At 66.5% G+C, this 25,080-nt stretch carries 20 protein-coding genes; 9 read left to right on the top strand and 11 right to left on the bottom strand.

Going from position 1 to position 25,080, the window contains the following annotated elements; genetic code table 11:
* Positions 1-67 precede the first annotated feature (67 nt).
* Positions 68-865 carry a GntR family transcriptional regulator gene (locus ACEN98_RS10140; protein WP_413342150.1) on the bottom strand — a complete coding sequence of 266 codons (798 nt, stop codon included), beginning with the start codon at positions 863-865 and terminating at the stop codon, positions 68-70.
* 263 nt (positions 866-1,128) lie between these two features.
* On the opposite strand from ACEN98_RS10140, the gene ACEN98_RS10135 reads away from it, so the two are divergent.
* The 4 genes from ACEN98_RS10135 to acnA all read left to right on the top strand — a co-directional run bounded on the left by ACEN98_RS10135 (position 1,129) and on the right by acnA (position 6,626).
* A complete protein-coding gene (locus ACEN98_RS10135; protein ID WP_413342138.1) occupies positions 1,129-2,121 on the top strand; it encodes a malate dehydrogenase in 993 nt (330 codons plus the stop codon).
* 126 nt (positions 2,122-2,247) lie between these two features.
* A complete protein-coding gene (locus ACEN98_RS10130; RefSeq protein WP_413383967.1) occupies positions 2,248-3,237 on the top strand; it encodes an HpcH/HpaI aldolase/citrate lyase family protein in 990 nt (329 codons plus the stop codon).
* The gene (locus ACEN98_RS10125; protein ID WP_413383965.1) at positions 3,237-3,749 is read left to right on the top strand and encodes a hypothetical protein; all 513 of its coding nucleotides are present in this window, start codon (positions 3,237-3,239) and stop codon (positions 3,747-3,749) included. The genes ACEN98_RS10130 and ACEN98_RS10125 overlap by 1 nt, the downstream gene beginning before the upstream one ends.
* 168 nt (positions 3,750-3,917) lie before the next feature.
* Complete coding sequence (acnA, locus tag ACEN98_RS10120) at positions 3,918-6,626, top strand: aconitate hydratase AcnA (protein ID WP_413383963.1); 2,709 nt, start codon at positions 3,918-3,920, stop codon at positions 6,624-6,626.
* 170 nt (positions 6,627-6,796) lie between these two features.
* Here acnA and ACEN98_RS10115 read toward each other — a convergent pair whose 3' ends face one another.
* Positions 6,797-7,474 carry a Fe2+-dependent dioxygenase gene (locus ACEN98_RS10115; RefSeq protein ID WP_413383961.1) on the bottom strand — a complete coding sequence of 226 codons (678 nt, stop codon included), beginning with the start codon at positions 7,472-7,474 and terminating at the stop codon, positions 6,797-6,799.
* A 16-nt stretch (positions 7,475-7,490) separates the two neighbouring features.
* Positions 7,491-9,788, bottom strand: coding sequence for a TonB-dependent receptor (locus tag ACEN98_RS10110; protein ID WP_413383959.1), 2,298 nt, complete (start codon positions 9,786-9,788; stop codon positions 7,491-7,493).
* A 286-nt stretch (positions 9,789-10,074) separates the two neighbouring features.
* Between ACEN98_RS10110 and ACEN98_RS10105 the strand changes: the two genes are divergently transcribed.
* The gene (locus tag ACEN98_RS10105) at positions 10,075-11,328 is read left to right on the top strand and encodes a DUF2863 family protein (protein ID WP_413383957.1); all 1,254 of its coding nucleotides are present in this window, start codon (positions 10,075-10,077) and stop codon (positions 11,326-11,328) included.
* A gap of 347 nt (positions 11,329-11,675) precedes the next feature.
* Here ACEN98_RS10105 and ACEN98_RS10100 read toward each other — a convergent pair whose 3' ends face one another.
* From ACEN98_RS10100 to ACEN98_RS10065, 8 genes are all read right to left on the bottom strand, one after another.
* Positions 11,676-13,733 carry a diguanylate cyclase gene (locus ACEN98_RS10100; protein WP_413383955.1) on the bottom strand — a complete coding sequence of 686 codons (2,058 nt, stop codon included), beginning with the start codon at positions 13,731-13,733 and terminating at the stop codon, positions 11,676-11,678.
* Between the two features lie 106 nt (positions 13,734-13,839).
* On the bottom strand, positions 13,840-15,546 hold the full coding sequence (locus ACEN98_RS10095) for an FAD-dependent oxidoreductase (RefSeq protein ID WP_413383953.1): 1,707 nt from the start codon (positions 15,544-15,546) through the stop codon (positions 13,840-13,842).
* A gap of 78 nt (positions 15,547-15,624) precedes the next feature.
* Complete coding sequence (locus ACEN98_RS10090) at positions 15,625-16,782, bottom strand: acyltransferase family protein (protein ID WP_413383951.1); 1,158 nt, start codon at positions 16,780-16,782, stop codon at positions 15,625-15,627.
* A gap of 108 nt (positions 16,783-16,890) precedes the next feature.
* Positions 16,891-18,045 (bottom strand): serine hydrolase domain-containing protein, encoded by a 1,155-nt coding sequence (locus ACEN98_RS10085; protein ID WP_413383949.1) that lies wholly within the window; start codon positions 18,043-18,045, stop codon positions 16,891-16,893.
* Between the two features lie 7 nt (positions 18,046-18,052).
* Positions 18,053-18,529, bottom strand: coding sequence for a CYTH domain-containing protein (locus ACEN98_RS10080; RefSeq protein ID WP_413383947.1), 477 nt, complete (start codon positions 18,527-18,529; stop codon positions 18,053-18,055).
* A gap of 1 nt (position 18,530) precedes the next feature.
* Complete coding sequence (locus ACEN98_RS10075) at positions 18,531-19,655, bottom strand: M14-type cytosolic carboxypeptidase (protein ID WP_413340611.1); 1,125 nt, start codon at positions 19,653-19,655, stop codon at positions 18,531-18,533.
* A gap of 86 nt (positions 19,656-19,741) precedes the next feature.
* A complete protein-coding gene (locus tag ACEN98_RS10070; RefSeq protein WP_259452807.1) occupies positions 19,742-20,143 on the bottom strand; it encodes a hypothetical protein in 402 nt (133 codons plus the stop codon).
* A 153-nt stretch (positions 20,144-20,296) separates the two neighbouring features.
* On the bottom strand, positions 20,297-20,539 hold the full coding sequence (locus tag ACEN98_RS10065) for a KGG domain-containing protein (RefSeq protein WP_052170513.1): 243 nt from the start codon (positions 20,537-20,539) through the stop codon (positions 20,297-20,299).
* A 293-nt stretch (positions 20,540-20,832) separates the two neighbouring features.
* Here ACEN98_RS10065 and ACEN98_RS10060 point away from each other — a divergent pair, with 293 nt between their 5' ends.
* The 4 genes from ACEN98_RS10060 to ACEN98_RS10045 all read left to right on the top strand — a co-directional run bounded on the left by ACEN98_RS10060 (position 20,833) and on the right by ACEN98_RS10045 (position 25,073).
* Complete coding sequence (locus ACEN98_RS10060) at positions 20,833-21,777, top strand: hypothetical protein (RefSeq protein ID WP_413383945.1); 945 nt, start codon at positions 20,833-20,835, stop codon at positions 21,775-21,777.
* A 160-nt stretch (positions 21,778-21,937) separates the two neighbouring features.
* Positions 21,938-22,921 (top strand): glycosyltransferase, encoded by a 984-nt coding sequence (locus ACEN98_RS10055; protein ID WP_413383942.1) that lies wholly within the window; start codon positions 21,938-21,940, stop codon positions 22,919-22,921.
* An 8-nt stretch (positions 22,922-22,929) separates the two neighbouring features.
* A complete protein-coding gene (locus ACEN98_RS10050) occupies positions 22,930-24,258 on the top strand; it encodes a glycosyltransferase (RefSeq protein ID WP_413383940.1) in 1,329 nt (442 codons plus the stop codon).
* Positions 24,259-24,260: 2 nt separating this feature from the next.
* Complete coding sequence (locus ACEN98_RS10045; RefSeq protein WP_413383938.1) at positions 24,261-25,073, top strand: SDR family oxidoreductase; 813 nt, start codon at positions 24,261-24,263, stop codon at positions 25,071-25,073.
* Positions 25,074-25,080: the final 7 nt, after the last annotated feature.

Genomic DNA, 25,080 nt, shown 5'->3' with positions numbered 1-25,080 from the left:
CAAAATCAAGGCATTGTAATCGCTGCAAGCGATTCATGCAGCAGCATAGATCCGCCGCAAAAACAATTCACGACAATTCGTTTTGGTAATGATGCTTGGAGGTCAGATACAGCCCGCGCCGCAACTCGACCGCCTTGTCTCCATAGGTGAACGACACCCGGTCCGCGCACAGCAGCGGCGTTCCTTCCGGGACTTTCAACGCCTGCGCCGTCGGTGCATCGGCCGCCACCGCCCGGATCTTTTCCGACGCGCGGATCATGCGCGTGCCGAATTCCGATTCGAACAGTCCATACATCGGGCCCTTGTATTCCGCGAGACGCTCCGCCGTCAGCCCCTTGAACAACTGCCCCGGCAGCCAGAGTTCTTCCAGGATCGTCGGCGCGCCGCCGTCGCTCATCAGCCGTTTGATATAGACGACCGCGTCGCCCGATTTCAGGTCGAGCAGGCGCGCCACCTCGGCCGGCGCACGGATGCGCTTCACCTCGAGGTATTCGTGATCGAAATGCTGGGGGACGCCCTCGTCGGGCATCAGCTTGAGGAAACGGAAGTGGGCGCGCGCCTCGTTGTGGGTCGCGACGAACGTACCTTTACCTTGGCGGCGCACGACGAGGTGCTCGGCGGCAAGCTCGTCGATGGCCTTGCGCACGGTGCCCTGGCTGACCTTGTAGCGGCCGGCCAGCTCGACTTCGCTGGGGATCAGCTCGCCCGGTTTCCATTCGCCGGACTGCAGGCTCTGCGTGATGAGCGCCTTGATCTGCTGGTAAAGTGGAGAGAATGTGGGGGAAGGCGCCGCGCCGCCGACAGCGCTGCCGGCGCTCGTAGTCGTGGCGCCATTGCTGTTCGGATTGGACGGGGCTGGGTTCATAGACATCGATTTTTTCATAAATCCCATTGTCCGTCCAGTGGAGAAACCCTCAGATTATGTGTCTTATATAAGACATATGATATGAATTGACAGATGGAATCGTACGGGCATACACTCGCGATCGATCGAGCGTGGGCGCCCCGCCTGTCGGCAACCGTCGCACGCCCGGCTCGTGGGTAGTGCTTTTGGTATGATTGCAGTTTTCCCAAACTGGCGTATCCTCTGCGTCGCCCCGTTTTTCTTTCCCACTTTGGAGATTCATCATGGCTAAAACCCCTAAGCGCGTTGCCGTTACCGGCGCGGCCGGCCAGATCGGCTATTCCCTGCTGTTCCGCATCGCCAACGGCGACATGCTGGGCAAGGACCAGCCGGTCATTCTGCAGCTGCTCGAGATCGACAACGAAAAAGCACAGAAGGCGCTGAAAGGCGTCATGATGGAACTGGAAGACTGCGCATTCCCGCTGCTGGCCGGCATGACCGCCCACAGCGACCCGATGACCGCATTCAAGGATGCGGACGTCGCCCTGCTGGTCGGCGCCCGTCCGCGCGGCCCGGGCATGGAGCGTAAAGACCTGCTGGAAGCCAACGCCCAGATCTTCACGGTGCAGGGCAAGGCACTGGACGCCGTCGCGTCGCGTGACGTGAAAGTCCTGGTGGTCGGCAACCCGGCCAACACCAACGCCCACATCGCGATGAAATCGGCCCCGAACCTGCCGGCCAAGAACTTCACCGCCATGCTGCGCCTGGACCACAACCGCGCCCTGTCGCAAGTCGCCGCCAAGACCGGCACTGCCGTCGGCGACATCGAGCAGATGGTCGTCTGGGGCAACCACTCGCCGACCATGTACGCCGACTACCGTTTCGCGACGGTCAACGGCAAGTCGGTCAAGGACCTGATCAACGACCAGGAATGGAACGCCAACACGTTCCTGCCGACCGTCGGCAAGCGCGGCGCCGCCATCATCGACGCCCGCGGCGCCTCGTCGGCCGCTTCGGCCGCCAACGCCGCCATCGACCACGTGCGTGACTGGGTGCTGGGCACCAACGGCAAGTGGACCACGATGGGCGTGCCGTCGGACGGTTCGTACGGCATTCCGGAAGGCATCGTCTTCGGCTTCCCGGTGACCACCGAGAACGGCGAGTACAAGATCGTGCAAGGCCTGGACATCGACGCGTTCTCGCAAGAGCGCATCAACCTGACCCTGAACGAACTGAACGAAGAGCGCGCAGGCGTCGCTCACCTGCTGGGCCAGTAATCCCGCCGGACCGGTAGGCATACGTTTGGTGGGCACGAGGTGCCCACCCTACCGCAGATGCGCGGTTCGCAGGGTGGGCACCCGTGCCCACCCTAGGCCACGTTAACGCATATCCAAGACGACACAATGCATCCTTCCGAGGTTTTATTCCAGGGCCAACGCCAGCCGCTGCTGCTCCCTGCCTGCGACCACTATGCCGGCAGCGAGAAGCTGATGCGCAAATCGATGGCCCTGCAACAAGAGCTTGGTCCCATTTTCGACATCACCTTCGACTGTGAAGACGGCGCCAGCGCCGGCACCGAGCGCGCGCACGCGGAACTGGTCGCGGCGCTCGTCAACAGCGACGACAACCGCTACAACCGCATCGGCGCCCGCCTGCACGACGTCGGGAGCCCCCACTTCGCGCAGGACGTCGAGATCATCGTCGGCGCCGCCGCGCACAAGCTCGCCTACATCGTCCTGCCCAAGCCGAACAGCCTCGAAGACGTCGTGCGCGCGCAAGAGCTGGTCAACCAGGCCGCCGCGAAGGCCGGCCGTCACTTTCTCCCGCTGCACGTATTGATCGAAACGCACGGCGCCCTGCACGACGTGTACGCCATCGCCGCCCTGCCCCAGGTCGAGAGCCTGTCGTTCGGCATCATGGATTTCGTCTCGGCCCACTACGGCGCGGTACCGGCCGCCGCGATGCGTACGCCGGGTCAATTTACCCATCCGCTCGTCGTCCGGGCGAAGCTGGAGATGGTTGCGGCATGTCATGCGCATGACAAAGTCCCTTCGCATAATGTGACGACCGAGATCAAGGACAGCGCCGTCGTCGCCAACGACGCCCAGCGCGCCGCCGCCGAATTCGGCTTTACGCGCATGTGGAGCATCCACCCCGACCAGATCAAGCCGATCGTCAAGGCATTCACGCCGCGCCTCGCGGAGGTGAACGACGCGACGAGCATCCTGACCGCGGCCATGGCGAAGGACTGGGGTCCGATTGCCCACGGTGGCCGCTTGCACGACCGCGCCAGCTACCGATATTATTGGACGGTGTTGCAGCGCGCGAAGCTGGCCGGCCTTGCGCTGCCGGATGCCGCGGCGGCACTCGTCAATCAACCGGAATCCATCTGATGGCCATCACTCTGAATCAAATCGCAGCCGCCTGTGCCTTTGCGCTCGCGGCCGCCGGTCTTTGCGCAACGGCGACTGCCGCCGAAACCCATCCCAAAGCGACCAAAGTCCTGAAACAAAAGGCAAAATCCTCCAAGCATAAAAAGGCGAAAAAAGAGGACACTAAGCAAGAGGTCGTCGACGACGAGCCCGAACCGGACGTCACCGACACGACGATGGCCGAGTATTCTTGCGAGTTGAACAACAAGGTCACCATCTACCGCAACCTGATGGACGACAGCCACATCGCGCTGCGCTGGAAGAACCACCTGCGCCGCATGGACAAGGTGGGCACGACCACGGGCGCGCAGCGCTACGAGAACGCAAAGCTCGGCCTGGTCTGGATCGGCATCCCGTCGAAGGGCATCCTGCTCGATTCGAAGCAGAGCCGCCAACTGGCCAACGAATGCAAGGACGCCGAGCAGGCCAAGCCGCCTGTGGTGGCCTCGGCACCGGCCGAACCGAAAAGCTGATGTGCGGGCCGGAACGCCCGCACGTCGTCCCCGCGCAGGCAGGGACCCAATGTAGCGTTCCGGTGGCGCCAGTACTTGGGCCCCCGTCAAGGCGGACGGCTAGTCCGGGGGCGACGGCATGAAACAGTTTGACGAAGCAACAACAAAATCCTCACAAAGGAGAATTGAATGTCTCAGAACACGTTGAATACGCTGAAGGAATTCCCGCTCGCGGGCGGACAGACCGGCCAGTTCCACTCGCTGCCGGCCCTGGCCGAGTCGCTGGGCGTGAACCTGTCGCGCCTGCCGGTGTCGATCCGTATCGTCCTCGAATCCGTGCTGCGCAACTGCGACGGCAAGAAGGTGACCGAAGAACACGTCCGCCAGCTGGCGAACTGGGGCCCGACCGCCGCCCGCACCGAAGAGATCCCGTTCGTCGTCGCCCGCGTCGTCCTGCAGGACTTCACCGGCGTGCCGCTGCTGGCCGACCTGGCCGCGATGCGCGACGTGGCCGCCAAGACCGGCGCCGATCCGAAGAAGATCGAGCCGCTCGTCCCGGTGGACCTGGTCGTCGACCACTCGGTCACGATCGACCACTTCCGCACCCCGGACGCGCTCGACCTGAACATGAAGATCGAGTTCCAGCGCAATAACGAGCGCTACCAGTTCATGAAGTGGGGCATGCAGGCGTTCGACACGTTCGGCGTCGTGCCCCCGGGCTTCGGCATCGTCCACCAGGTCAACCTGGAATACCTCGCGCGCGGCGTGATGAAGAACGGTTCGATGTACTACCCGGACACCCTGGTCGGCACGGACTCGCACACCACCATGATCAACGGCGTCGGCGTCGTGGGCTGGGGCGTGGGTGGCATCGAGGCGGAAGCCGGCATGCTGGGCCAGCCGGTCTACTTCCTGACCCCGGACGTCATCGGCGTCAACCTGACCGGCGTGCTGCGCGAAGGCTGCACCGCGACCGACCTGGTGCTGACCATCACCGAGATGCTGCGCAAGGAAAAAGTCGTCGGCAAGTTCGTGGAATTCTTCGGCGAAGGCACCGCCTCGCTGTCGACCACCGACCGCGCCACCATCGGCAACATGGCACCGGAATACGGCGCGACGATGGGCTTCTTCCCGGTCGACGAGAAGACCGTCGACTACTTCCGCGGCACCGGCCGCACGGAAGAAGAACTGGCCGCCTTCGAGAACTACTTCAAGGCCCAGCAACTGTTCGGCATCCCGAAGGAAGGCGAGATCGACTACACCCGCGTGCTGCACCTGGACCTGTCGACCGTCACCCCGTCGCTGGCCGGCCCGAAGCGCCCGCAGGACCGCATCGAACTGGGCAACGTGAAGCACAACTTCGCCGAGCTGTTCTCCAAGCCGACGAGCGAAAACGGCTTCAACAAGTCGCCGGAAGACCTGTCGAAGGTGTACGAGACGACCAACGGCGTGCGCGTGAAGAACGGCGACGTGCTGATCGCCGCGATCACGTCGTGCACCAACACGTCGAACCCGAGCGTGATGCTGGCCGCGGGCCTGCTGGCCAAGAAGGCCGTCGAAAAAGGCCTGACCGTCGCACCGCACATCAAGTCGTCGCTGGCGCCGGGCTCGCGCGTCGTCACCAACTACCTGGAAGCGGCCGGCCTGCTGCCTTACCTGACGCAGCTGGGCTTCGGCTTGACCGCGTACGGCTGCACCACCTGCATCGGCAACGCCGGCGACCTGACCCCGGAACTGAACGCCGCGATCACGTCGAACGACATCATCGCCGCCGCCGTCCTGTCGGGCAACCGCAACTTCGAAGCGCGCATCCACCCGAACATCCGCTCCAACTTCCTGGCCTCGCCGCCGCTGGTCGTCGCCTACGCGATCGCCGGCAACGTCACGCGCGACCTGATGACGGAACCAGTCGGCAAGGGCGCGGACGGCGTCGACGTCTACCTGGGCGACATCTGGCCGACCTCGCAGGAGATCCACGACCTGATGAAGCTCGCGATGAACTCGGACGTCTTCAAGGCCAACTACGCCGACGTCAAGGGCAACCCGGGCGCGCTGTGGGAAGCCGTGTCGTCGGTATCGGGCCAGGTCTACGACTGGCCGGAGTCGACCTACATCGCCGAGCCGCCGTTCTTCGGCGACTTCGAGATGACCCCGAAGGCGGCCGCCGCCGGCATCGCCAATGCGCGCGCGCTGGGCGTGTTCGGCGACTCGATCACCACCGACCACATCTCCCCGGCCGGTTCGATCAAGGAAGACGGTCCGGCCGGTAAATGGCTGAAGGACCACGGCGTCATCAAGGCCGACTTCAACTCGTACGGCTCGCGCCGCGGCAACCACGAGATCATGATGCGCGGTACGTTCGCGAACGTCCGCATCAAGAACAGGATGATCCCGCCGAAGGCCGACGGTTCGGCAGTCGAAGGCGGCATCACGATCCACCAGCCGAGCGGCGAACAGCTGTCGATCTACGACGCGGCCATGAAGTACATCGCGGAAGGCACCCCGACGATGATCTTCGCGGGCGAAGAGTACGGCACCGGCTCCTCGCGCGACTGGGCCGCCAAGGGCACCCAGCTGCTGGGCGTCAAGGCCGTGATCGCGCGTTCGTTCGAGCGCATCCACCGTTCGAACCTGGTCGGCATGGGCGTGCTGCCGCTGCAGTTCCTGGGCGACGACAGCGTCGACACCCTGGGCATCACCGGCAACGAGACGTATGACCTCAAGGGCCTGGAAGGCGAGATCCGTCCGCAGATGCAGGCGACCCTCGTGATCCACCGCGCCGACGGCTCGACCAGGGAAACCTCGGTCCTGCTGCGCATCGATACGCCGATCGAAGTGGATTACTACAAGCATGGCGGCATTCTGCCGTTCGTGCTGCGCCAGTTGCTGGCAGCTTAAACAGAGGGGTCAGAGCCTAGGGGTCAGAGCCCGGTGTTGATGGTTGGGCTCTGACCCCGGTGGCCTGACGCGGCGCCATTTCTCTACACCGGTGGTCTGACGCGACGCCTCTAAGCACCGGGGTCAGAGCCCCAAAAGAAACACCGGGCTCTGACCCCTGCCCTGCCCTCCTAGGTTTCCGCCCACATCCGCAGCAGGTTGTGATAGTGGCCGGTCAGCGCCACCATCTCCGCCCCATCGCCATGCTTCGCGCGCAAGGCCTGGATATTGGTATCCAGCTCCAGCAGCATCGCCCGCTTCCAGTCGTCGCGCACCATGCTCTGCACCCACAGGAACGACGCCACGCGCTCGCCGCGCGTCACCGGCTTCACTTCGTGCACGCTCGACGACGGATAGACGATCGCATCGCCCGCCGGCAGCTTCACTTCATGCGTGCCGTACGTGTCGACGACCGTCAGCTCGCCGCCCTCGTACTCGTCCGGATCGCTCAGGAACACGGTGCACGAGACGTCCGAGCGCACGGGTGATCCGCCCCGCTGCGCGCGGATGGCGCCGTCAATGTGCAGGCCGTAGTGTTCCCCGCCCGCGTAGCTGTTGAAGAACGGCGGCAGGATGCGCAGCGGGAGCACGCTCGAAAAGAACAGCGGGTTCGCCATCAGCGCGGCGCTGACGATCTGGCCCAGCTCCAGCGCGAGCGGAGAACCCTCCGCCAGCTGGCGGTTGCGCTTGACCTGCGCGCCCTGGCTCCCGACGCTCGCGCGGCCGTCGATCCAGTCCGTCGCATCCAGGCGCGCGCGCATGGCCTTCACCTGGTCCGCGGTCAGCACGCCTGGAATATGGAGCAGCATGGACTGCGCCTCCCGATCAGAACTTGACGTTGGCCGACAGCGTGGCCGAGCGGCCCGGCCCCACGCCCGCGTAGTGCGGCGACGAGACCTTGTCGAAGTACAGCTTGTCGGTCAGGTTCTGCACGTTCAGCTGCAGGCTGACGTCCTTGTTCAGCGCGTAGCTGGCCATTGCGTCGAAGCGGGTATAGCCCGGCACCCACTTGTTGTTGTTGACGTTTGCGTACACCATGGCCATCGAGTTCAGGCCCATGCCGAACGTCAGCTCCTTCGTGGCGGCATACGTCGTCCATAGCGAGGCCGAGTGCCTGGGCGTCGTCGGGAAGCGGTTGCCGTTGTACGGCGAGGCGACGTACACGGGTTTCGCGGTCGTGCCGATGTTCAGGTAGCCGTTGTCCGCGATTTCCGCGTCCAGGTACGTATAGCCGCCGAACACGCTCCACTGCGACGACAGCTTGCCCGAGAAGCCCAGCTCGACGCCCCTGATTTCCTTGCGGCCGACGTTCTGCGTCGTGCCGTCCGGCGCCGTCACGCGGGCATTGTTCATCGTGCTCTTGAAGACGGCCGCCGTCAGCGAGAGGCGTCCGCCCGGCATCACGTCCCACTTGGTGCCCAGCTCGAAGTTCTTGCTGCGCTGGGGCTGCAGGTTCTGCACGGCCACGGTGAGCGCGTCCAGGCCGTCGCCGCCGTCGTTGCCCGGCGGGGTCGCCGACGTCGCGTAGGCCAGGTAGATGCTGCCGTTCGACGCCGGCTTGTAGACGAGGCCCGTCTGCCAGCTCCAGAAGGTGCTGTCGACGTGCGCCGTCACAGCCGCCGTCGACGACGTCGCCAGCGTGTTCAGCGTCGTCTGGAAGTCGTCGTAGCGCGCACCCAGGTTCAATTGCCATTGCGGGTTGAATTCGATCGTGTCGAACGCGTACGCCGCCTTCGTCTTCGTGTTCACGTGCGTCAGCGCGCCCGACACGCTGCGGGTATAGGCCCACGGGTCGTACGGGTTCGGGTCGACGAGCGTCGTGCAGTTGTACAGCGTCGCGGCGCCCGACGTCGGGCAGGTGAACGTGTTCGTCAGCGGGTTGTTCGTGCCCGGCGTGAACACGTAGGCGGCGCGGTCGGTCGTCTCGCGGTCGAACTCGATGCCCGCGTTGTACGCATGCTTGATGGCGGCCGTGTCGAACTTGCCCGAGATGCTCGACACGTTCGACGCCGTGCGGGTCTCCGTCGCGCGGGTGTTGGCGCGGCGCCAGACGGTGCCGTACAGGACCGTGTTGCCCTTCGAGTCGTCCGGCTGGGTCCACACGTAGTCGTTGTTCGACTTGCCGTAGCGCGTGACGTTGCGCAGCGTGATGCCATTGGCCAGTTCGTGGCGCAGGTCGATCGTCGCGATGTCGCTCTTCGTGTCGCGGAAGTCGCGGTTGGCGAGGCCGTAGAACGTCGAGCGGTCGACGTTGAACGGGGTACCGTTGCCGTTCTTCGACACGTTGGTGCCGGTCGTGACCGGGTTGTTGAACGGGATGCCCGTGTCCGGGATCTCGTGCGAGGTCAGGTGGTAGACGCTGACGATGGCGCGCGTCGGACCGGTCAGGCCGAACGTCACGGTCGGCGCCACGCCCCAGCGCTTGCCGCCGACGACGTCGCGGCCCGGCACGTCGTTCTCGTGCGCAATCACGTTCAGGCGGAACGCGCTGTTGCTGCCGATGTTGCGGTTGAAGTCGCCCGTGACGCGGCGGTATTTGTCCGTGCCGAGGCCGATGCTGGCATGGTTGAAGTCATACGACTGCGCCGTCTTCGTGATCAGGTTGACGCCGCCGCCGGCCGACGAGCGGCCGCCCAGCGCCGAGTTCGGGCCCTTCACGACTTCGACCTGCTCCACGGCGAAGATCTCGCGCGACTGCGAACCGGCGTCGCGGATGCCGTCGATGTACGTGTCCGTCTGGGCGTTGTAGCCGCGAATAAACATGTTGTCGCCGACCGGATTGCCGCCTTCGGCCGCGCCGATGGTAATGCCGGGCACGGTGCGCAGCGCATCCGTCAGCGACGTGGCGCCCGTCTGCGCGATGACCTCGGCCGGCACGATCGTGACGGATTTCGGCGTGTCGAGCAGCGGTGCGGTGAATTTGGTGTTGGCCGAGGTGGGCTGCTGCTGGTTGGCACCCATCACCTGGACGCTCGGGATCGTCGGATCCGGGGTGACGTCCGGACCGGCATGGGCAACGGCGGGCAGCGCCAGCGACGCGAGCATGGCCAGTGCAGGGGTCGGCAACGTGCGGGAATGCTTGCGGCTGGTGATGAAAGAGGTGTTGTTTTTCTTCGTGGTCATGGTGTGTGGGGTGTTGCCCTGCCGGGCGTCTCGCCGCGCCGTCATCAATAGGAACTTAGCAGGAACATGAATGAGAACGATTCGCATTATGATTCCGATTAGTACTTTTAGCAAGCACAAAGGCCAATAAATACGGGGGTGAGGCAGGAATGCGACGCCGGCAATCTTGCCGTCGTGTTACTGGGGGATGGGCGAATCAACTACAATGTCGGGGATAAGGGTTTATCATGACCCGAGATGTCAACCAAGAATACGAATCACCTTACTGAAGAGACTCCTCAAGCGTATGCGTCGCCCTTCCAAAGACTCACCCAAACTTTCGGCAGAAAGCCAGCGTCTCATCAGCATCAGCAACGCCATCGTGCAGGCCGCCAGCCGCGTTGAAGAACGGACCTGGGAACGCAACCTCGACACGCAGCTGCAGAAGCTGCTCAAGACGAACCACCAGGACAGCATCGACGCCGCCCTCAACGTCCTGTTCAAGGGCGACCTCGCGGTCTACGACGTCCTGATGGATGGCGTCGAGGCGGTCAGCGAGTCCTCGACGATGACCGAGCAGGCCAAGGACGGTACCGAGACCACGTGGCAGGTGCTGCTCGTGGCTGCGCCGATCCTGGCCTGGACCCGTTTCTCGATCGCGTCCGGCACGATCCCCGGCGACATCCTGAGCACGCTGACGGCGCACTTCTCCGCCCATCTGCTGGCCGACAACACGAAGCTGGCCATCGCGCCGACCTTGTACTCGATCGACCAGTTGCCGCGCACCCATGCCGAGACCTATGGCCTGACGCACAAGCTCGCCGCCGCCGCCCACAAGGGCTCGACGGTGAAGCCGGCCGCGCCCGGCCCGGACACGTCGCAATTCCTGGCCGACACGCGCTACCTGCTCGTGGCCGTCGTGGCCCCGGTGGGCGCCCCGCTGTTCCGCTGGCAGGAACCGCAGCACCACATCAATTTCGAAGCCGAGCGCGAGAACTGTCTCGAGCAATGGCGCGCCCAGGCGGGCCCGAACATCGCGCGCCTGCTGCCGGGCTGCGGCGTCGATCTGCTGCTGCCGGAAGCGTATTACGTCGCGTGCCGCGAGGCCGATAAACTGATCCGGCCGGTATCGATCCGCGCCGCGGTCCACTACCTGACCAATACGCTGGGTGTCGAACCGAACGACCTGCGCGCGGTCGTGGCCGGCTTCGGCGACGAAGTCAACGACAGCCAGGTCGACGAATACCGCGTCGGCTTCACGTTGCGCCAGTCGCCGGACGTCGTCTACGGCATCGTCTGGCCGCTGTACGGCCAGGAAGACGAGGATGGCACGCCGATGGAAGGCCCGGCCGGCGGCGGCGACCGCCCTCTCGCGCCGCTGGACGAGATCGTCAAGCACCTGAACGAGGTCGGCATCACCCACGTCAAGCGCATCGGCGAACGCTATGTCGCGGAATACTGCGACGACTGCGGCGCGCCGCTGTTCGCCGACCCGAGCGGCGAGCTCGTCCATGCCGAAATGCCGGAAGACACGCCGGCGGGGAACGAGCACTTCCACTGACGCGCGGCAGCGCCTCAACCACAAGACCCGGCCATGCGCCGGGTTTTGTTTTGGAAAACCGGGGTCAGAGCCCTTTTTTTGGCAAGATCCATCAAGCAAACCTGTTGAGCCTCGAGGAAATTGATTAAAACCGGGCTCTGACCCCGGTTCTTGGCAACAGCGCCTGGGCAAGGCTGACCGCGCAGGGGCAGGACGCGAGCCGCCAGGCCCACGCCGTGCTGCGGGACCTGAACGCGCGCCTGACGGCCGGGTTCACGCCGGACGAGCTGGACGTCGTCGCGCGCTGGCTCGCGCAGGTCGCCGAACTCGAGCGCGACCTGCCGGGCGGCTGAACAGGAGGACAAGCGTCACGCGCGCGACCGCACCGGCATCGTGTATTCGACGTCGCCCGGCACCACCGACAGGTCGACCCATCCCTGGCGCCAGGCCTCTTCCAGGTCGCGCTCGATCGGCTCCAGCGTCGCCGGGGCGCCGTCGGGAAAGCCGAACACGCCGCACGCGCAGTTGCGGCCGCGCGCCTTGGCCTGGTACAAGGCCATGTCCGCGAGGTTGACGACCTGTTCCCAGGTCAGTGCCGTGCCGTCGAGCGCCACTGGAAACGGCGCGAACCCGACCGACACGCTGACCGGAACCCGCGTCCCCCGATGCTCGGCAACATGCGACGAGATGCCGTGCAGGATGCGCAGCGCCACCTCGTCCAGGCCGTCGCGCGCGACCGACGGCACGAACACGAGGAATTCCTCGCCGCCCCAGCGCACGATCATGTCGGTCTCGCGGAGTGCCAGGCGCAGGTTGTGCGCAACGGTCTTCAGCACGGCGTCGCCGGCCGCATGGCCCAGCGTGTCGTTGATGTCCTTGAACCGGTCGACGTCCAGCAGGAACAAGCCCCCGATGGTCCCGTCGCCGTCCGTGCGGCGCTCGTTGCCGGTCCGGGCCATGAATTCCTGGAAATGGCGGCGGTTGTACAGCAGCGTGAGCGGATCGAGCGCGCCCTGCCGTTTCAATTGCTGGTTCTTCTCTTCCAGCTCGGCGTTGGCGCGGCGCACTTTCCGGTACAGCAGGCCGACGACCACCGACGCCAGCCCGAAGACGATGGCGAGCATCCACCAGATGCGTTGATGCAGCCGGCGGTTGTCCAGCTCCGCCTTCGTGGCCCGGTTCTCCTGGCGCAGCGCGTCGATCCGGCGCTGCTTGTTCTCGGCCTCGTACTTCTGCTGCAGCTCCATCAACGCCTTCTGGCGCTGCTCGGCGAAGATCTCGCTCGACAGCTTGCGCTCGCGGTTGTACGCGTCGACGGCGCCCTTGTAGTCGCCGGCATGCTCCAGCGCGTAGCCATACTCGCGCAGCACCGCCAGCAGTTCGGGCTTGTCGTCCTGCTTTTCATAGGTGGCGAGACCGGCTTCGAAGTGCCGCTTGCCCTCGGCCAGGTGGCCTTGTCCGAGCAGCGCCTGGCCCAGGTTGACGCGGGCCGTGGCGGCGTCGTTGTTGCTCCTGGCGTCGAGGGCGGCCTCCAGCGCCTGCGCGGCATAGGTCTGGGCCTCGCGGAACCGGCCCTCCTTCAGGTAGCAATCCGACAGGTTGACGAGCGTGGTCGCCACCATCTGGCGGGCGCCCATGCTGCGTTCGAGAGCGAGTTCCTCGAACAGGGCGCGCCGGGCCCGCGCGAACGCTTTCTGCTCGACGGCCAGCGCGAACTCGTCGCCCAGCGCCGTCGCGATATAGCCCGGGGAGGCCATCTGCCTGGCCACGGCCAGCGCTTCCCGCTGCGCCTCCCACCCCTTGTCGAAATCGCCCGTGTTCAGGTACAGCTGCACCAGCGTGTGCAGCGCACTGGCCAGCGGCGCGGCGTCATCCTTGATGTGGCGCGCCATGTCGACGGCGGCATGCAGTTTCGCCAGCGCCTCCGGATAATTGCCCTCCTCCTGGAACGATTGCCCGGCGGCGATCGTCGCCAGCACCTTGGTCGGGACGTCGTCCGTCGCCAGGGCGACCCGTTCCGCCTCGAACGCCGTGGCGTGCGACGCGGCCAGTTCTTCCCGCAAATAAAGCGTGTTGGCGCGCCCGATCAGGCCTTTCGCCAGGGCGACGTTGTCATGGTTGCGCCGGCCATACGTGACGAGCTGGTCGGCCAGGGTCAGCGCATGCGTCAGGTCGCCGATGCCGCGCTCGGCGGTGCTGTAGTGGTACAGGAAGTCCGTCCGCAGCGCCGCGGGGGCGGTGGCCATTTCCCACTCCATCGCGCGCAGCCGGCGCGATGCCTCGTCCGGCACGAAGCGGGCCATGGCGCCGATGTCGCGCAGGCGGCGTGCCTGGGCGTCGTCGCCATGGGCCACGAGCGGGCACAGCAAGACTGCGGCGACGCACACGCCGCGCATGCTGGATGATGACAGTACGGAAAAGGCCATTGCACTCCTCGGGCTGGGCCGAAGGACGGTCGGCCGCTTGCGGGCGCATTATGCCTGCTGTCATCTAGAAGGTTCAACTCAACCTTGTTTCGCCATGCGCCGTGGGTCAGCGCTCGGCCAATGTCGCCAGATAACCGTGAATCTGCGACACGGCCGCCGCCCCCTCGCCCGCCGCCGCGGCCACGCGCTTGGTCGAGCCGGCCCGCAGGTCGCCCACGGCAAACACGCCGTCGACGCTCGTCTCCAGCGAACGGGCGCCGTGTTCCGCGCGCGTGTCGGCGCCCGTCAGCACGAAGCCCTTGTCGTCCAGTTCGACGCCGCACTCGTGCAGCCAGTCGCTGTTCGGATCGGCGCCGATGAACAGGAACAGCCGGCGCACGGCGAACGCACGCTCGTCGTCGCCGTCGATGCTGCGGCAGCGCACGGCGCTCAGGCCATTGTCGTCGCCCTCCAGCGCGGCGATCTCGCGCCGCGTGTGCAAATGGATGTTGGGCGTGGCCGCGATGCGTTCGATCAGGTAGCTCGACATCGTCGCTTCCAGCCCCCGGCGTACGAGCATGTGCACCTCGGTCGCGTGCGCCGCGAGGAAGACCGCGGCCTGCCCGGCGGAATTACCGCCGCCCACGAGCATGACGGCTTCGTTGCGGCACAGCCGCGCTTCCACCGGCGATGCCCAGTAGTACACGCCGCGGCCTTCGAACTGCGCCAGGTTGGGCAGGTCCGGCTTGCGGTAGCGCGCGCCCGACGCCAGCACGACGGCCCTGGCCTGCAGGCAGGTGCCGTCATCCATTTCCACCTTCAGCGGCCGCTCGTGGCACAGCAGGCGCGTGGCCTGCGCGGGAATCGCGACCTCGGCGCCGAATTTCAGGGCCTGCACGTACGAGCGGCCCGCGAGCGCGCGGCCGGAGATCCCGGTCGGGAAGCCGAGGAAATTCTCGATGCGCGCGCTGGCCCCGGCCTGGCCGCCATAGGAACGCTGGTCCAGCACCATCACGCGCAGGCCCTCGGAGGCGGCATACACGGCCGTCGCGAGGCCGGACGGCCCGGCGCCCACGACCAGCACGTCGAACACGGTCCCCCGTTCGATGCGGGGCAAGGTGCCGAGGCAGCGGCCCACTTCGGCCAGGGTCGGGTTCTTCAGCACGAAGCCGTCCGGCAGCGCGACGAGCGGCCAGTCGGACTCGTTGCGCCAGTGCTCGCGCACGAGCTGGGCCGCTTCCGGGTCCGTGGCCGGATCGCGCCGCGTGTACGGGTAGGCATTGCGCGACAGGAAATTCTCGAGCTCGAACAGCCCTGCGTGGGCGTTCGGCCCGATCAGGATGGGGCCGCCCGGCTTGTTGTTGATGAGCTGCACACGGCGCAGGATGAACGCGCGCATCAGGCGCTCGCCCAGTTCGGCCTCGGCCACGATCACGGCGCGCAGGCATTCCGCGTCGAGCACGAGGGCTTCCAGCTCGCCCACCGCGAAGCCGTCCGCGAGCGGCGGCCGGCCCGACAATTGCGCCACTTCGCCGCTGAACTGGCCGGGCCCGTACTCGACGACCTCGACCCGCTTGCCGAGCGCGTCCGTCCGGCTGCACGACAACCGCCCCGCCAGCACGACGACCATGCCCGGCGAATCCACGCAGGCACGGAACACGGTAGCCCCGTCCGGCCACGTGCGGCACATGCCGAAGCGGCGCAGGCGCTGGATGTCGTCCGCGCCCAGGACGGGAAAGATCTGGTGGCCCCGCGTGGCCAGGTCGATGGCGGCGCGCGCCTCGGAATCGGGCGCGAGGCTGGCGGAGATGAGTTCGGGATCGTGTTCGGACATGGTCGGCGCCTTGTGGTGGGGTACGCCGGCATGCTAGCGCACTTCGGGCGCGATGTGGACTGGATTAATGCAGGGGTATCAGTCGCGCGATGGTACCCGGGTGAAGCGTCGTTTCAGGCGCAGGAACGGGGTTTCGAACGTCCGGTACAGCACGGAGGCCACGGCCACGGTCGCGGCAAAGGCGAGCAGCATGCCGGCGTCGTCGCCGAGGCCGGCCAGCCACGGCTTGAACTTGTCGTACACGAGCCAGAAGAAAAAGATGTGGGTCAGGTAGAGGCCGTACGAAATGCGCCCGAGGTAGACCAGCGGGGCGGGCAGGAACCGCTGCGGCGTGCCGAGCGTCGCGACCAGCATGAGCGCGGCGCCGGCCAGCACGAGGCCCCAGCCAGCCAGGCTTTCCGTCACGGTCGAATGGGGATAATCGGCCTTGATCCCGCACACGGCCGAGGCGACCAGCCAGGCGGCGATGGCGGCGATCCACAGGCCGGCCCGCGCGGCGATATGCCAGTCGGGCCGGCGGCCGCGCAAGGCCAGCGCCAGCAACATGCCGCCCGCGAAGAACTGGAAGTGCACGAAGCTGTTGGTCCATTGGCCGCTGAAGCCGGGCGGCGTGGTGAATCCGCGCGCATACCAGGCGATCACGCCGTACGACACGGCGAGGACGGCGACGTTGACCGCCACGAGCGCGCGGCGTCCGAGCGAGGCGAGGAGCGGGATGACGATGTAGAACTGCTCCTCGACCGACAGGCTCCACATCGGATTGACGGGATATTCGATCCAGCCGTTGAACGTGATGTACCAGTTCCCGGCAAACAGCATGAAGAACAGCCATTTGGCGGGCGAGTCCGCGCCGGCGCCGGGCAGGACCTGGTTGAGCAGGACGAGCCCGAAAAAGACCAGGAAATACAGGGGCCAGATCCGCAAAATGCGCCTGATATAAAAGGCGCGCACGTCGATGGTGCCGGTCGCGCTCCGTTCCCGCTCCAGCAATTCGGTGATCAGGAAGGCGCTCAGGAAAAAAAACACCGGCACGCCATACACGCCGACCTGCGCGAACGCATGGAACCACGGATGCCGCGCCTGGTCGATGGGCGCCAGGTCGGTGCGGTGCGTCATGAAGACGAACAGGAACGCGATGAAGCGCAACACGTCCAGTTCGGGACGGTAATACCGGGCCGCTGCCTGCCGCGCGTCCGGCGCCACCGGCAAGTCCATCGTCGTACGGGCGTCCCGCATCGTGTCCCCATCGCAAAGTGATCGATGGGGCCGATTCTCGCCCGGTACGGCCTGTCGTCGCTAAAAAAAACGCCTCAAAAACTACAAAAAACGGCAGTGCCGGGCCGATTACCGGACCGGCAGCGCCGCGATCACGCGTTTGGCGAACTCGGCCGGATTGCCCGCATGCCAGCGCCACACGATCACGAGATCATGCTCGGGCGACACCACGATGTCGTTGCTGCCCGCGCCCAGCGCCGCGAATGCCGTCGGCGCCAGCCCAGGCAGGTTCTTGCCCTCCGTGTTCAGCCACCACAGATAACCGTAGTCGGGCCCGTGGGCGCTGGGCGTCAGTGCCGCCTTCACATAGTCCTTGGGCACGATCTGGCGGCCGTTCCAATTGCCCTGGCGCAGCCACAGATAGCCGAAGCGCGCCATGTCCCACGAATCGATCCACATGCCGCCGCCCCAGCGCGTCCCGCCGCTGACGGACGCCACGAGCTTGCCATTCATGTCCACGTAGCTGTTGGTGTACGGCACCCACTTCCACTGGTGCGACGCGCCGATGGGGTCCATGACCTCGTCCTGGAACACGTCCGGGACGGGCCTGCCGAACACGCGCAGCAGCGACAGCGCGAAGCGGTTGATGCGCACGTCGTTGTATTCGTAGAACGTGCCCGGATCCTGGAATGTGCGCGGCTTGCGCTCGCCCGCACCGAACGCGTCGTGGCCGACAAAGTCCGCGTTCTTGCCCCACATGCTGCCTTCCCACTCGGATTCCTGCTGCAGGTGGTGCTTCCACGTGATCGGCGCGTTATGCGGCGAGTCGTAGCCGCCGTCCTTCACGGTCGCGGCGACGGGCTGGTCGAGGTCCGCGATCCTGCCGTCGCGCAGGGCGACGCCGGCGACCGTCGACAACATGCTCTTCGCGACGGAATACGTCGGGTCGACGAAGTGCGTGTCGCCGAATTCCGCCACGACATAGCCCTTGTAGATGACGATGCCATTCGTCGGTGCGCGTTTCGACGGCAGCGAACCGAGCGGCTCGCCGAACGTCTGTCTCTGGTCGGAAAAGTCGCGGGCCCGCGCCGTCTCGTGCGTCTGCGCGTACGCGACGGCGTCGCGCAGCCTGGCGGCGTCGATGCCCAGCTGGCCCGGCGTCTTGTGGGCCCACTCGCCGGCCGGCGGAAAGTACGACGGCTCCGCTTTGGGCTTCGGCAGCGTGGCGGCATGCGCCGTGGCCATTGCGCACACGGCCAACGCGAGCAGCGCGCGGCGCTTCATGGCCGCTTCACGGCTTTACCTGCCACTGCGCGTACGGCATCCGGATCAGGCTGGAGTTGTAGTAGCGCTTCTCGCCCGTCACTTCCTGGCCGATCCAGTCCGGCTTCTCGAACGCTTCGTCCTCGGCATCGAGTTCGATCTCCGCGACGACGAGCCCGGCATTCAGGCCGAGGAATTCGTCGACTTCCCACGTGTGGCCCGCGTGCTCGATGCGGTGGCGGATCTTTTCCACCTGCGGCTGCTCGCACAGGCCGTCGAGCAGCTCCGTCGCGTCCGCCACGGGGATCTCGTATTCCCACTCGCCGCGGGACGCGCCGGTGCTTTTTCCCTTGATGGTGATGACGGCCCGCTCGCCCTCGATGCGCACGCGCACGGTTCGCACGGCATCCGCCACCAGGTAGCCCTGGCGCATGCGCGTCGGGACGCCCCGCCCGCGCCAGCCTTCATGCGCCAGCAGGAACTTGCGTTCGATCTCGACGCCCATGTCAGTCGTCCAGCGATTGCAGGATCGGCTGCAGCATCGCGGCACCCAGCGCGGCGCTGCGGGCGCCGTTCCAGCCGACGTACGGGTCGGGCAGGTTGGCGTTGTCCTTGAACGGCATCTCCAGGGTCAGCGACAGGCATTTGAACGTGTGGCCGATGTACTTCGAGGCCAGGGTCAGCAGTTCCTCGTTGTACTTGCTCGCGGCATAGCCGTAGACGTTCTGGAAGTCGGGGCTGGCGGCCATGTAGCGCTCGATGAACGCGTTCTGGGCGGCCAGGCGCTCCGGCGTGAAGTCTTCCAGCATCTCGCTGCCGGCCACGAAGTTGTACGGCAGCGCCTCGTCGCCGTGGATGTCGAAGAACATGTCGACGCCCGTCTCGTGGATCTTGTTCTTCACGCACAGCACTTCCGGGCTGCGCTCGGGCGACGGCGTCATCCACTCACGGTTCAGGTTCGCGCCGGCCGCGTTCGTGCGCAAATTGCCTCGGACGGAACCATCCGGATTCATGTTCGGCACGATGTAGAACACGGCACGCTGCAGCAGCTTGCGCGAGATCGGGTTCGAATTGTCGAGCAGCGCATCCATCATGCCCTCGACGAACCACTCGGCCATCGTCTCGCCCGGATGCTGGCGCGCGATCACCCAGATCTTCTTCTCGGCCTGCGGATTGCCGACCACGACGAGGTTCATGTCGCGGCCGTCGACGGTCGTGCCGATGTCGTGCACGCGCGCGACCGGGTTCTCCGCCACTTCACCGAGCAGGCGCAGGTGGCGCTCCCAGGTGTAGGGCTCGAAATAGGCGTAATAAATGCTGTCCAGCTCGGGGGTGTGGTTGACGGTCATGACCTGGCCGTCGAAGGACGTCGGAACCCGGAACCAGTTCTCGGTGTCGTAGCTGGCCGCCACCTGGTAGCCCTCGAAGCCCTTCGGATACGTCGCCTGGCCCGCGTTCAGGAAGCGGATCGTGCAGGCCTGGCCGCGCGCGCCCTGCAGGCGGAAGTGGAACCACTGGTGGATGTCGGCTGAAGAATCCTTGCGCAGCTTGAGGTCGATCTGGCGCGGGTCGGTGGCCTGGACGACGTCGATCGCACCGGAATCGAACAGCTGGCTGATCTTGATGGGCATGGGCGGGTTCCTCGAAAAGCGGTCAAAGACCGCATGATAGCCGAGCCCACGCCCGCCGGCCATCACTGACGGCCGGACGCTTCGGCTTACGCGTCGAGGTCGATCAGGTCCTTGCTGTAGGCCAGCATGATCTGGCGCATCAGCTCGACGTTGCTGCGGTCGAGGACGACGGTCAGGTCCGGTTTGCGGTCGAGGTTGTACGTCATGCTGATCTTGCCCGGCAAGACCTTGCACTGCACGGTGAACGCGCGCGGGATGTTCGGGTGATCCCAGTCCCACTGGGTGATCTGCGGACCGGCCGGCGGCGGCTGCAGGTTCGGATCCTGGTTCACCGGCAGGTGCTTCAGGAGCCAGAACACGATCGATGCCGGCACGAAGACGGCGACGTCGCTCGCGCCGTGTGCGGAAAACTTGGTCAACAACAGGTTGCCGACCCGGTCGCACGACATGGACATGCTCTTGACTTGACGGATGACCGCTGATTTCACGACGAATTCCTATGGGCTAAGTGGTTGAAAGCCCGAGGATTCTACCCCATCCCATTTAAGAATTGTGTTAAAGAAATGCAAAACGGGGAGCTCGTGCTCCCCGTGTGGAAACTTGGCAGAGGGACGGCACCGCCACCGTCCCGTTGCGTGGGATTACTGCTTGTTGCCCTTGGACGAGCTGCGCGACGACGAGCCCGAAGCCGACTGGCGGTTGCCATGGCTCATGCTGCCTGCGCGACGTGCCTCTTCCGAGGTGAACTCGTGGGCGGTGCCCTTCTGGTGGGCGGCCTTGCCACCCTCGCTGGCGATCTGGCGCTGACGCTCCGGATCCATCGATGCGAAACCGCGGTTCTTGGTACCGCCGCTTTGTTTGTTGCCTTGATTGCTGGATGCCATGATGTTCTCTCCTCGTTGCAGTTGAAACCGCCGCGTCCCGCGGCAGGCCTGCCGATGCCATCGGATGAGCGCTCGGTCGGAAAACATCTTAGGCATGCCGTCTAGATGAGACTATAGGAGCATTTCAGATGACTTTGTAGGACAATGTGACACAGAAAATTCACTCTCGAAACAATACTTCCAGTCGTAAATAACTCGTCGGTAATCGTCCTACATATAACCGCAACGTCTTCCTATACTGAAGTCGCCTCTGGACGCGCATCATCTCAATTCCAGATCGAAAGGAGACGACCATGGACGCGAACCAACGCAGCGAAGCGAACAACCAGACGAACAACGGCGCCAATGAAAAATGGACGCCCGGGTCCGAGGGCGCCAGCGCCGACCGCGGCCAGCCGCTCGACCACACGTATCCGCAAGGCACCGGCGTACCGCAGCAGGGCAACCAGCAACGCGACATCATGGGCGGCCAGGGCGGCGTGGGCGGCCGCGAGTATGGCGAGGATGCCGGCATTCCCGGCGGCTCGATGGACAACCAGATCAACGGCGGCTCCGGCGCAGTGCAAGGCATTACGGACAGCCACCAGCGCCAGATGGAACAGAAGTCCGGCGCCTACGGCTTACTGGAACAGGCTGTCGGACACCGTCCGAAAGACTCGGGCGTGGATCTGAACCGGCAACACGACATGCACCGCGACGTCGTGCGCGGCAACCTGGCCTCCCAGAGTGCCGCCCAGCCAGACCTGCACGGCGGCTCGCTCTCGGACTCGCGCGGCAACCTGCAGGCCTCCACGCACACGCAGGGCGGCGGCATGCACGGCCCGCGCAGCGAACTGCCGTCGCAGCCGCCGCGCGGCTCGATGGGCAACCGCCAGTCGGCATCGGGCTCCACGCAGGGCGGCGGCATGCCGGGACCGGGCGCCACCGGCGGCCATGAAGCCCAGCGCGGCAACACACAGCTGGACGTGGCCGGCTCGCGCTCGATGTCGAACCAGAACTCGGACGTGGGCGGCGTGCACCAGTCGAACGACGTGGCCGGCGGCCTGCCGCGCTCGCCGGGCAACACGGGCGCCGCAAGCACCGACCGCCAGGGCTCGCAGACCGGTTCCCACAACGGCCCGCCCGTGCACAAGTCGAACGATGCCGCCGGCGCCTACCCGCGCAGCCCCGGCTTCGCCAACAAGCTGCACGGCGACGACAACATGGACGACGATACCGGCTTCAAGCGCAAGCCCTGAGCCATCCTTGATCCAGATTCAAGCTCCGGGCTAGTTCCGGAACCCAGCCATTTCGCTCGCGGTCGAACCTGTCACATTCAGACCGCGAGCGAAGCATGCCAAACCAGAACGGGATTGCACACGAGCTTAGTGCCGCCTCCATACGGGCCATGGAGGCGTCATGCGCCGCCTGAACGTCCTGACGTGGCACACGCATGGCAGCTACCTGTACTACCTGTCCCATGCGCCGCACGACTTCCACGTGCTGGTGAAACCGGGCCGGCCGCCCGGCTACGGCGGCCGCTGCGGCCCCTTCCCGTTCGGCCCGAACGTCCGCGACCTGCCCGCCGACCAGGCGCGCACGCAGGCCTTCGACTGCATCCTGTTCCAGGAAGATCATCACTGGGAACGCGACCAGTACGAACTCCTCACGCCCGCCCAGCGCGCGCTGCCCCGCATCTACCTGGAGCACGATCCGCCCTCGCTGCCCCCGGACGACATCGCCGCTGACGCTCGCCGGCCGCAATGGCCGACCGACGTGCGCCACCCGGTCGACGATCCCGCCGTGCTGCTCGTGCACGTCACGCCGTTCAACGACCTGATGTGGGACAGCGGCCGCACGCCGACGCGCGTCATCGAGCATGGCGTCGCCGTGCCCGACGGCGTGCGCTGGCGCGGCGACGTCGAGCGGGGCCTCGTGATCACGAACCACCTGGCGCGGCGCGGCCGGCGCATGGGCGCGGACCTGTTCGGCCGCCTGCGCACGACCCTGCCCCTCGACCTCGTCGGCATGGGCGCGACGGAGCTGGGCGGCCTGGGCGAGGTCGACCATCCGCAACTGCCCGCGTTCGCCGCCGCGTACCGGTTCCTGTTCTCGCCCGTCCGCTATTCCAGCCTCAGCCTGTCCGTGATCGAAGCCATGACGATCGGCATGCCCGTCGTCGCACTGGCGACCGCCGAAATGGCGACCGTGATCGAGCACGGCGTCTCCGGGTTCGCCGTGACCGACACGCGCCAGCTCGCCATCGCCATGCGCGCGCTGCTCGGCGACGCCGGCCTGGCCCGCAGCCTCGGCGAGGCCGCGCAGCTGCGGGCGCGCGAACGCTTCGCCATCGCCCGCTTCAGCGCCGACTGGGATGCCGCGCTGCGCGCCGTGACCAGCTGACCGCCGCCATGAAACTCGACGACCGGCCACGCGCCGCAGCCGCCACGCCCCGTCCGGCCCACCCTGCCGGCCGACGCCGCATCGCCCTCATCAGCGACCACGCGTCGCCGCTCGCGGCACCGGGCAGCATCGATTGCGGCGGCCAGAACGTCTACGTCGCGCACCTCGCGCGCGAACTGGCGCTGGCAGGCCACCTCGTCGACGTCTTCACCCGCCGCGACGACGCGAAACAGAAGCAGCTCGTGCGCTGGCGCGAAAACCTGCGCGTCGTCAACGTGCCGGCGGGACCGGCCCATTACGTCCCCAAGGAGCAGATGCTGCCGCACATCCCGTCCTTCTCCCGCTTCGCGGCCCGCTTCGCCCGCCACCAGCCGGCCCCGTACGACATCGTGCACGCGAACTTCTTCATGTCCGGCATGGTCGCCCGCCACCTCAAGCAGGCGCTGGGCCTGCCGTTCGTGATCACCTTCCACGCGCTCGGCCGCGTACGCCGCCTCGCGCAGGGTACGGCGGATGCGTTTCCGGCGGCGCGCACCCGTATCGAAAGCAGCCTGATGCGGCACGCCGACCGCATCATCGCGGAATGCCAGCAGGACCGGCAGGACATGGAGCGCCTGTACGGCGCCAGCGGCGGACGCATCGCGATCGCGCCGTGCGGCTTCGATCCCGACGAGCTGTGGCCCATGCCGCGCGACGAGGCCCGTGCCGCGCTGGCGCTGGCCCCCGACCGCTTCACCGTGCTCCAGCTGGGCCGCATGGTGCCGCGCAAGGGCGTGGACACGGTGATCGAGGCCGTCGCGCTGCTGCGCGCCGCGTACGGCATCGACGCCGGACTGCTCGTGGTCGGCGGCGACGCGCAGCCGGGCGGGCGCGACGGCGCGGAACTGGCCCGGCTGCGCGCCCTCGCCGACACGCTGGGCATTGCCGGCCACGTGCAGTTCGCCGGCCAGCAGTCGCGCGCGGCGCTGCGGGTCTGGTACGGCGCCGCGGACGTGTTCGCCACGACGCCGTGGTACGAACCGTTCGGCATCACGCCCGTCGAGGCGATGGCCTGCGCCCGGCCCGTCGTCGGCGCCGACGTGGGCGGCATCAAGAGCACCGTCGTCGACGGCACCACCGGCTTCCTCGTGCCGGCGCGCGACCCGCAGGCGCTGGCCGCGCACCTCGCCCGCCTGCAGCGCGATCCCGTGCGCGCGCGCGCGATGGGCGAAGCCGGGCTGCGCCGCGCCTACCGCCATTACACCTGGCGCACCGTCGCCCAGCAGGTCGCGGCCATCTATGCCGCCGTCCTCGCCGAAGCGCGCGCCCCCATCGCCGTGACCCAACCCCAGGAGTAAGCATGGCCGACCTCAACGCCTCCCCGTCCATCACGGCGCAACCGTCCGTGGATGCACTGCCCGACCCGGCCCCGGATCCGGTCCGCTGGCAGCGGCCCCTGCACGGCAGGGTCGCACTCGTCACAGGCGCCGCCAGCGGGCTCGGCGCCGCGCTGGCCGCCGTGCTGGCGGCGGAAGGATGCGACCTCGTGGCCGCCGACATCCGCGCCGACGCGCTGCAGCTGGCCATGCCGGCCCTGCTCGGCCACGGCGTACGCGCCAGCGCGCTGGCCCTCGACGTCGGCGACCCGGGCGCCGCGCGCGCCGCCGTCGAACGCTGCGTCGCGACGATGGGCCGCATCGACATCCTCGTCAACAACGCCGGCACGGACGTGACCTTGCCGCTGTCCGACCTGTCCGAGCAGGACTGGCTGCGCGTCATCAACACGAACCTGAACGGGCCGTTCCTGCTGGCCAAGCACGCGGCCGCGCACATGCGCAGCCAGGGCAGCGGCGACATCGTCAACGTGGCCTCCACGGCGGCCAAGCGGGCCTGGCCGAATGCGAGCGCCTACCACGCCAGCAAATGGGGACTGCTCGGGCTGTCGCATGCGCTGCATGCCGAACTGCGGCCGCACGGCATCCGCGTCACGGCCGTCGTCGCGGGCGGGATGCGGACGCCGTTCCTGCTCGACCGCTTCCCCGACCTCGATCCGACCCGCCTGCAGGATCCCGCCAGCGTGGCCCAGGCGATCCGGCACGCGCTGCTGCTGCCGCGCGAAAGCGTGATCGCGGAAATGACCGTGCTGCCCATGCAGGAAACTTCATGGCCCTGACTTGTGT

It is taken from the genome of Massilia sp. CT11-137 (genome assembly GCF_047302885.1).
Taxonomy (GTDB): Bacteria; Pseudomonadota; Gammaproteobacteria; order Burkholderiales; family Burkholderiaceae_D; genus Telluria; species Telluria orientalis.
This window is presented reverse-complemented; position numbering and strand designations above follow the sequence as displayed.